This is a genomic window from Micromonospora phaseoli (assembly GCF_900109115.1).
GTDB classification, from domain to species: domain Bacteria; phylum Actinomycetota; class Actinomycetes; order Mycobacteriales; family Micromonosporaceae; genus Micromonospora; species Micromonospora phaseoli.
On record NZ_FNYV01000004.1, the window covers coordinates 131,964 to 140,876 of the forward strand.

Here is an 8,913-nt window from a genome sequence, read left to right on the forward strand (position 1 = left end):
AGCGCCTGGCCCGGCCGCGCTGCCGGCGGTCGAGACTCAGCCCCGGTGCCGGCGGTCGAGGCTCAGCCCCGGTGCAGGCGGTCGAGCAGGTCGGCGCGGATGGCCGGACGGGTGCCGAACACGAGCAGGAACAGCGCCTCGCGCATCAGCCGCTCGGCCGGGCGGTGCCGCAGCACCGCCGCGCTGCCGGTGGTGGTGGCGAGCAGCCCGGCGGCACGCAGCGCGAGGGCGGCCGCGGCCGCCCGCGCCGACGGCAGCTCCGCCGGGCCGGCGGCGTCCAGGGTGGCCCGGCACTTGTCGATCGCCGTGTCCAGCGGGCCCGGCCCGATCAGCCTCGCGCACCGGGTGGCCACGCCCAGCGGCAGGGAGCCGTTGAACCGCAGGGTCGCCGGGTCGCGTTGCAGGTAGACCTCGTGCGCAACCGTGCCGGTGACCCGCTGCTCGGGTACGAAGTGCCGGGTGAAGGTGACCTGCACGGTGCGGCTGGCCCCGACGGCCACCATGTCGACCGGCGTGACGCTCAGCGTGTCGCTCTCCTTGGCGTCCAGCAGCGACCAGACCAGGGTGTCCGAGTCGTCCCGGGCGGCGGTGAAGAGGGTGTCGATCAGACCCCAGCCGGTCACCCACGGCGCGGAGCCGTGCAGCAGCCAACCACCGTCGACCGGTTCGGCGCGTACCGCCGGCGGCCCGGGTCGGGTGGCCGCGATGATGGCCAACCCGGCGCGGCGCTCACCCCGGCACAGCGGCTCCAGCCACTGCTCGGCGATGCCCGGACGCTGGCTGTGGGTGGCCGCCATCACCGCACTGTGGTGCTGCGCCCAGACGAAGGCGGTGTTGAGGCAGCCGCTGGCGATGATCTCCGTCACCCGGGCCGCGGTGGCGGTGTCCTCGGCGGACATCTCGCTGAATTCGGGCGGGCCGGCGACGCCGTAGCAGCCCTCTGCGGCGAGCAGGTCGAGATGGCTGGCCGGGACCGCGACACTGGCGTCGACCGTCTCCGCCGCCGGGAACAGCACCTCCTCGGCGATGCGCTCCGCGCGGTCCAGCACCTTGGCAGAGTTGCTCATCAGTCGGTCCACCGTCCGTTCCCTCGTCAGTCGGTGCGGGTTCTCGGACAGCCTAGCGAAGACGTCACCGACAACCTATAAGCTACATAGACTGTGTTGTGTCTGTCGGTTCGGCACTATGCTGAGACACGTCACGACACAGCGGGGAGGTCGGCTCGATGACCGAAGATCCAGCGGTGCGGTCCCAACGGGTCGGCACGTTCTACGACCTGATGGGCACCTTCCTCGACGCCGTCTACGGCGACAACCTGCACTACGGCTACTGGGTCGACGAGCACGACCAGGCCACGATGCCGCAGGCGCAGGAGCGACTCAACGACGAACTCGCCGGCCGGCTCGCCGTCGGCCCCGGCGAGCACCTGCTCGACATCGGCTGCGGCACGGGCGGGCCCGCCCGGCGGATCGCCCGGGTCACCGGCGCCGAGGCAACCGGCGTCTCGCTCAGCGGCTGGCAGGTCGAGCGGGCCGGCGAACTCGCGATCAAGGAGGGTCTGGCCGACCGGGTCCGCTTCACCCGGGCCGACGCCACCGCCCTGCCGTACCCGGCCGGGAGCTTCGACGCGGCGCTGGCCCTGGAGGTGCTGGTGCACGTACCGGACAAGGCCGCCGCGCTGGCCGAGGCGCACCGGGTGCTACGGCCCGGTGGTCGGCTGGTCCTCGCCGAGCTGACCCTGGCCCGCCCGATGGACGACGAGCAGCGGCGGATCTTCTCGGCGATGCCGATGTCGACACCGCCCACCGCGCAGGCGTACGTCGAGCAGGTTCGCGGGGCCGGTTTCGAGGTCGTCGACGCCTTCGACGCCAGCACGCACGTCCGTCGCTCACACCGGGCCACCCGGGAGTCGGTGGCGCGCGAACGCGAACGCCTGTCCGGCACGTACGGCCCACGGGTGCTGCGCCAGGTCGGCAACGCGGTGCTCGACCTGCAGTCGGTGGCCGAAGCCTGCCTCGGCTACCTGATGCTCACCGCGCGCCGACCCGACAAAGGCTGACCCGGCCGGTTCCCGCCCGGGGCGACCCGGGCCAGTTGAGGAGGACCCGTGTACCGACCCCGCACCGTCCACCGTGTCCTCACCCGGCTCACCGGTCGGTCCGCCGGTCGGGCCTGGCCGCGCAGCTTCGCCGACCGGCTGACCCATCCGGTGCCCGGCCCGGCGGCGGTCATGCGGTTGATGCGTGAGCGCGGCAACCGCCCCACCGGTCCGACCGTCGGCCGGGTACCGGTGGTCGACCAGGCGGTGCCGCTGGTCCGGCCCGGACAGGCCGCGGTGACCTGGATCGGGCACGCTACCTGCCTGGTGCAGCTCGGCGGCCGGGTGGTGCTGACCGACCCGGTCTTCGCCGAGAAGATACCGGGCACGCCGCGCCGGTACACGCCACCCGGGGTGGCCTGGGAGTCGTTGCCGCCGATCGACGTGGTGGTGATCAGCCACAACCACTTCGACCATCTCGACGAGCCGACCGTGCGCCGGCTGCCCCGGGACACCCCGGTACTGGTACCCGCCGGGCTGGCCTGGTGGTTCCAGGCACGGGGCTTCCGCCGGGTCGTCGAGTTGGACTGGTGGGAGTCGACCACGGTCGGCGGCGTACGGTTCGACTTCACGCCGGCGCACCACTGGAGCCGCCGGGGCCTGCTCGACACCTGCCAGAGTCTGTGGGGCGGGTGGCTGATGACCGCCGACGGTCCGGCCGCCCACCGGGTCTTCTTCGCCGGCGACTCGGCCTACGGCCCCGCGTTCGCCGAGATCGGCTCCCGGTTCCCGGACATCGACGTCGCCCTGCTGCCGGTGGGCGCGTTCCGGCCGCGCTGGTTCATGAAGCCCCTGCACATGGACCCGGCCGAGGCGGTGCGCGCCTGCGACGACCTGCGGGCGCAGCGGATGGTGACCATCCACTGGGGCACCTTCGCGCTCTCCGCCGAGCCGGTGCTGGCACCGGTGGAGCTGGCCCGCAAGGCCTGGGCGGAGTCGGGCCGGCCGGCCGGCACCCTCTGGGACCTCGCCGTCGGCGAGAGCCGGCTGCTCACCGCCGAGACGTCCCACTGACCCCGGTGCCCGGCCGGCGGCGACCGGCCGGGCGTCGGATCGTGCCGGGCGCCCGCGCGTCGTCCCCGGAGACCTTCGAGGCGGGTCAGCGGTCGGCGCCGGCGGCCACCCGGGCCCGGCGTGCCGCGCGGGCGGCGAAGAACGCCCGCGGCGCCAGCGCGGCCGAATGCGGCAGCAGCAGCGGCAGCCGATCGCCGGTCTCCTGCCGCCAGATGAACAGGTGCGCGCCCTTGTCACCCATGGCGCCCTTGGCGAACTTCGGCTGGTTCACGGTGACGAAAGCGAGGTCGGTGTACTCGGTCTCCCGGCGCAGCACCAGGTCGCGCAGGATCTTGCCGCCGGTGTGGCTGGGCGCGATCCCGTTGCCGGTGTAGCCGTGGCCGTAGACCAGACCGTCGCCGGTGCGGCCGAACTGGGGGATGAAGGTGCGGCTCCAGCCGATCGGCCCACCGAAGGCGTGGCTGAACCGCACGTCCCGCCAGGCTGGGAAGAACCGGGCGAAGGACTCGCGAAGCTCGGCGTGGGCGGCGTCGTTGCGCAGGTGCGCCCGGTCGGTGTCCCGCCCGTCGAAGTAGTACCACCGGCCGCCGGACCAGACGACCCGGTTGTCGGCGGTCAGCCGGGCCGCGTGGGCGAACGACAGCGAGTTGCTGACCCCCTCCCGGCCGGGCCAGGCGACCCGGTCCAGCTGCGCGTCGGTCAGCGGCTCGGTCACCATCAGGTAGTTCCACACCGGCATGACCTTGGTGTGCGTCTGGGCGAAGCTGTGCTGCCAGGCGTTGGTCGCCAGGACGACCTCGTTCGCGGTCACCGTGCCGGTCGGGGTGCTCACCCGGTAACGGTTACCCACCTTGCGTACCTCGGTGACCGGGGTGTGCTCGTGGATGTCGACACCCTGCTCCCGGACCACCCGGGCCAAGCCCTGCACCAGCCGGTGCGGGTTGACCAGCGCACCGGTCGTACGCAGCGCGCCCAGGACCTGCGGCGAGCCGATGCGCTGCTGGGCCTCGTCGCGGTCCAACAGCTTGAACGAGCCGCGCAGGCCGGTGCGCTCGCTGCGCTTGACCTGCAGTTCGAGCCGGGCCAACTGCTTGCGGTCGGTGACCACCTGGAGCATGCCGTTCATCGCGAAGTCGGCCTCGATGCCGTACTGGCGGCAGAACCTGCCCACGTCGATGATGGACCGGGCACCGGTGCGGTAGACCCCGGCGGCCTTCTCCCGGCCGTAGTACCACAACAGCCGTCGTAGCACCTTCCCGGCGGTCAGCCCGACGAACCCACCGTTGGCGCTGGACGCGCCGCTGCCCACCGTCTCGGCCTCCAACACCCGGATGTCGGCGGCGGGTTCGGCCTCGGCGAGAAAATGCGCCGCCCACAGGCCGGTGTACCCGGCGCCGACGATGCAGATGTCGCACGTCGCGTCACCGTCGAGGGGCTCACCGGCCTCGACCGGCTCGGTGTCGTGCCAGTAGACGCTGTTGCGGGTCTCTTCCACGTCGCTCTCCAAGTCGTCGTGAGGACGTCCGCACCCACTATCCATAGTGTGTGTTGTTTTCAGCAAGACCCAACAGTCAACGGGCGTCGTCGGCGGCCCGGGCCGCCCGCTCGGCCCGACGCTGCTGGCGCAGCCGGTTCATGAAGTAGTCGGCGTTCAGCCAGTAGAACTCCAACCAGATGTTGTCCGGATCCCGCAGCCAGATGCCGTAGCCGGCCTCCAGGAACAGTTCGCGGACTCCGGAGTGCTCGGCGCCGACGGCGTCCAGATGGTCGGCCCACTGGCCCAGGTCGGCCAGCTCCGGCACGTGGTAACCGAGGTGGTGCAGGCCGACCCGGCGCTCGTCGAAGGGGGCCGGATCCGGCTCGTTCGCCTGGCCGAGCACGATCGAGGAGAGCGAGCCCCGGTGCACCAACGTCCGGAAGGTGAAGCCGGACTCCGCGGGTGTCGCGTCCCGCACCGGGGTGAAGTCCATGACCCGGCAGTACCACTCGGTGCTGCGGTCCAGGTCGCGGACGGTCAGGTTGACGTGGTTTCTGCCATTGAGTCTGGGCACATGACGCATCATAGTTGCCGGACTCGCATCTTGGGTGTGGCGTGTTGTTGCCACCTACCGGTAGCGTGTCGTCACCTGGCAGCGTGGCTGCCCGTACCGGGCCGGAACGGATGTGAGGAACCGGGCATGCATCTGAACGTGTTCACCCAGTGCTCCCCGTCGCCCCAGTTCAAGGGCATGTGGCGGGTGCCCGGCGACCGCACCGCCACCGGCTACCGGTCCCTGGAGTACTGGATCTCCCGGGCCCGCCAGCTGGAGGCGGCCTGCATCGACGCCCTGTTCTTCGCCGACATCCACGGTGTCTACGACGTGTACCGGGGCTCCTGGGCGCCGGCGGTTCGGCACGCGGTGCAGATCCCGTCGATCGATCCGGCGCTGCTGCTCTCGGCCGCCGCGGCGGCCACCCGCCACCTCGGCTTCGCGATCACCTACTCCACCACCTACCACTCCCCCTACGAGTGCGCCCGGCTGTTCTCCTCGCTGGACCACCTCACCGGCGGACGGGTCGGCTGGAACATCGTCACCTCCTACCTGCGGTCGGCCACCGCCAACGGCCTCGGTGAGTACCTCGACCACGACGACCGCTACGACCGGGCCGACGAGTACGTCCAGGTCGCCCGCGCCCTCTGGGAGGACAGCTGGGACGCCGACGCGGTCGTCCGCGACGTCGAACGCGACATCTTCACCGACCCCGACCGGGTCCGCCAGGTCGACCACGAAGGCCGCTGGTTCACCGTGCGCGGCCCGCACCAGTGCGAGCCCTCACCGCAACGCACCCCCGTGCTGTACCAGGCGGGCTCCTCACCACGGGGCATCGAATTCGCCGCCCGGCACGCCGAGGTGGTCTTCCTGACCCTGGCCGACCCGGCCGCCGGCCGGGAACCGGTGGCCGCCCTACGCGCCGCCGCCGCCCGGCACGGGCGGGACCCCAGCATGGTCAAGGCGTTGCAGGGCACCATGGTCATGGTCGGCCGGGACCGGGCCGAGGCGAAGGCGAAGGCCGAGGCGTACAACACGCTGTGGAGCAGCGAGGGGCAGCTGGCCAAGTGGTGCGGCTGGATGGACATCGACCTGGCCGCCTTCCCCGACGACACCCCGGTCGACGAGATCCGCAGCCAGGCCAGCCAGTCCTTCCTCGGCTTCCTGCGCAAGCTCACCCCGGACCGCACCTGGACCGTGGGCGACGTGAAGTACCTCGTCTCCCGGCCCCGCCGGCCCCGGGTGGAGGCACCGGTGACGCTGTTCGGCACGCCGGAGCAGGTCGCCGACCGGATGGAGCAGTGGCTCACCGTCGCCGACGTGGACGGTTTCAACCTGATCCCCTGCCCGCCGTCGGACGGCATCGACGACATCTGCGACCTGCTCGTGCCCGAGCTGCAACGACGCGGGTTGTTCCGCACCGCCTACGACCCGGCGGAGGCCACCCTGCGCGAACGGTACTTCGGCACCGGCGTGCGCACCTACCGCGATCCGGCCCGCACCGTGGCCGCCCGGGAGGGCTGAGCGGTGCGGCTGCGCGACACCCCCGAGGAGGCCGCGTTCCGCGCCGGACTGCGCGCCTGGCTGGCCGAGCACGTGCCCCGGCACCGGGACGCGGGCGCACCGGGCGGGTGGACCAAGGCGTTGCACGCGGCCGGCTACACCGGACTGACCTGGCCGGCCGCCTACGGCGGACGTGGGCTGCCGCCGACCTACCAGGGCATCTACGCCGAGGAGAGCGCGCTGGCCGAGGCACCCGAGGGCGTCAACGTGATCGGCCTGGGCATGGTCGGACCGACCATCGTCTCGCACGGCACACCCGAACAGCAGAAACGCTTCCTGGAACCGATCCTCTCCGGCGAGTACGTCTTCTGCCAGGGCTTCTCCGAGCCCGACGCCGGCAGCGACCTGGCCGCCGTCCGTACCCGGGCGACCGCCACCGCCGGCGGGTGGCGGGTCACCGGGGAGAAGGTCTGGTCCTCGTACGCGCACCAGGCCGACTGGTGCCTGCTGCTGGCCCGCACCCAGCCCGGCTCCACCGCCCACACGGGACTGACCTGCCTGCTGGTGGACATGCGCAGCCCCGGCGTACGGGTGCTGCCGCTGCGACAGGCCACCGGCGACAGCGACTTCAACCAGATCGTGCTCACCGACGTGCCGGTCCCCCGCGACTGTGTGCTCGGGCCGGTCGGCGAGGGCTGGCGGATCGCGATGACCACCCTCGCCCACGAACGGGGCACCTTCGGCATCACCCTCACGGCACGGCTGGCCGTCGAGTTCGACCGGCTGCTGCGTACGGTGCACGACCTCGGGCTGGCCGACGACCCGGCGGTCCGCGCCGAGGTGGCCGAGCTGCACGTGCAGTTGCAGGGGTTGCGCTGGACCGGCCATCGGACGATGGCCGCGCTGGCCCGCACCGGCAAGCCGGGACCGGAGAGCTCCATTCTCAAGCTGCACTGGTCGATCACCAACCAGCGGCTGGCCGCGTTCGCGCTGCGTCTGCTCGGCCCGGCGGCGGTCCTGCACGGTCCGGACAGCCACGCGGCCGGCCACTGGCAGCACCTGAGACTACGTAGTCGGGCCAACTCGATCGAGGGCGGCACCTCGGAGATCCTGCGCGGCATCATCGCCGAACGCGTCCTCGGCCTGCCCCGGACCAGGTGAGCCGTTGCGGCCGGAGAGGAACATCATGGACTTCGCCCTCACCGACGAGGAACGCGACCTGTCGGCCGCCGCCGCCCGACTGCTCGCCGACCGGTACCCGGTCGAGCGGGTGGCCGCGCTCGCCGACGCCGATGGCGTCGATCCCGACACCTGGCCGCACCTGCGCCGGCAGGGCTGGTGCGACCCGGACCTGGGCATGGTGGAGAAGGGGCTGCTGGCCCAGGAGGGCGGCTACGCCCTGGCCGCCACGCCCTGGTGGAGCACGGTCGGCCTGGCCCACCCGATCCACCGGGCGGCGGGACGGGAACTCACCCCCGACCCGCTCACCGTCGCCTGGCAGGACGATCCGGCCGGCGGCGGCTGCCACGCCGTCCGGCAGGGCGGACGCTGGCGGCTGACCGGCCTGCGCGCCCTGGTCACCGACGCGACGTCGGCCACCGCCCTGGTGGTCGCCGCCGGCACCGACGCCGGGCTCGCGCTGTTCGCGGTGGCCTCGCCGGCCGACGGACTCACCGTCGAACCCCAACCCACCCTGGATCGGCTGCGCGGCGCCGCCCGGCTGCGCTTCGCCGACACCCCGGGCGAGCTGCTGGTCGCCCCGGACTCCGCCGGCCGGATACTGGCGCAGGCCCGCCGGCACGCCGGCACCCTGCTGGCCTGCGAGGCCGTGGGGGTGGCCCGGCGGGCCCTGGAGCTGGCCCGCCGGCACGCCGGTGACCGGGTGCAGTTCGGCCGGCCGATCGGGGCGTACCAGGCGGTGGCGCACCGGCTGGCCGACAGCTACGTGACGCTAGAACTGGCCACCTCGCTGGCGTTGCGGGCCTGCTGGCTCGCCGGCGCCGACGACACCGAGCCGGCCGAGGTCGCCCACGCGCACGCCGAGGCCGTGGTTGCCGGCCGGCAGGCGGCCGTGCGGGCCTGCGAGGACGCCCTGCAGGTCACCGGCGGGCTCGGCGCGACCTGGGAGTACCCCCTGCACTGGTGGTACCGGCGGGCGCTCTGGCTGGACAGCTTCGACACACCCACCGGCGGTCACCTCGCCACCCTCGCCGACCACCTGCTGGCCGGTCGGCCGGAGCCGGCCCGGCCGACCGCCTGACCGACCCA

Annotated in this window: 8 protein-coding genes; 5 read left to right on the forward strand and 3 right to left on the reverse strand. The window is 72.8% G+C overall.

All coding sequences use genetic code 11. The features are described from left to right. Nucleotides 1–62: 62 nt before the first annotated feature. On the reverse strand, nt 63–1,067 hold the full coding sequence (locus BMY89_RS12150) for an acyl-CoA dehydrogenase family protein (RefSeq protein ID WP_092380322.1): 1,005 nt from the start codon (nt 1,065–1,067) through the stop codon (nt 63–65). A 158-nt stretch (nt 1,068–1,225) separates the two neighbouring features. Here BMY89_RS12150 and BMY89_RS12155 point away from each other — a divergent pair, with 158 nt between their 5' ends. After that, the gene (locus BMY89_RS12155) at nt 1,226–2,059 is read left to right on the forward strand and encodes an SAM-dependent methyltransferase (RefSeq protein ID WP_092379657.1); all 834 of its coding nucleotides are present in this window, start codon (nt 1,226–1,228) and stop codon (nt 2,057–2,059) included. A gap of 48 nt (nt 2,060–2,107) precedes the next feature. Continuing rightward, the gene (locus BMY89_RS12160) at nt 2,108–3,112 is read left to right on the forward strand and encodes an MBL fold metallo-hydrolase (RefSeq protein WP_092379660.1); all 1,005 of its coding nucleotides are present in this window, start codon (nt 2,108–2,110) and stop codon (nt 3,110–3,112) included. A gap of 85 nt (nt 3,113–3,197) precedes the next feature. Here the strand turns inward: BMY89_RS12160 and BMY89_RS12165 are convergent, their stop codons facing one another. After that, nucleotides 3,198–4,607 (reverse strand): NAD(P)/FAD-dependent oxidoreductase, encoded by a 1,410-nt coding sequence (locus BMY89_RS12165; protein WP_232521254.1) that lies wholly within the window; start codon nt 4,605–4,607, stop codon nt 3,198–3,200. A 76-nt stretch (nt 4,608–4,683) separates the two neighbouring features. Further along, the gene (locus BMY89_RS12170; protein WP_232521312.1) at nt 4,684–5,172 is read right to left on the reverse strand and encodes a VOC family protein; all 489 of its coding nucleotides are present in this window, start codon (nt 5,170–5,172) and stop codon (nt 4,684–4,686) included. A 117-nt stretch (nt 5,173–5,289) separates the two neighbouring features. On the opposite strand from BMY89_RS12170, the gene BMY89_RS12175 reads away from it, so the two are divergent. The 3 genes from BMY89_RS12175 to BMY89_RS12185 are packed head-to-tail and all read left to right on the forward strand — an operon-like array spanning nt 5,290 to nt 8,905. Continuing rightward, nucleotides 5,290–6,666 carry an LLM class flavin-dependent oxidoreductase gene (locus BMY89_RS12175; protein ID WP_092379668.1) on the forward strand — a complete coding sequence of 459 codons (1,377 nt, stop codon included), beginning with the start codon at nt 5,290–5,292 and terminating at the stop codon, nt 6,664–6,666. Nucleotides 6,667–6,669: 3 nt separating this feature from the next. Then, nucleotides 6,670–7,806, forward strand: a complete 1,137-nt coding sequence (locus BMY89_RS12180) for an acyl-CoA dehydrogenase family protein (RefSeq protein WP_092379671.1) — start codon at nt 6,670–6,672, stop codon at nt 7,804–7,806. A gap of 25 nt (nt 7,807–7,831) precedes the next feature. Then, complete coding sequence (locus tag BMY89_RS12185; protein ID WP_092379674.1) at nt 7,832–8,905, forward strand: acyl-CoA dehydrogenase family protein; 1,074 nt, start codon at nt 7,832–7,834, stop codon at nt 8,903–8,905. The last annotated feature ends 8 nt before the right edge of the window (nt 8,906–8,913 follow it).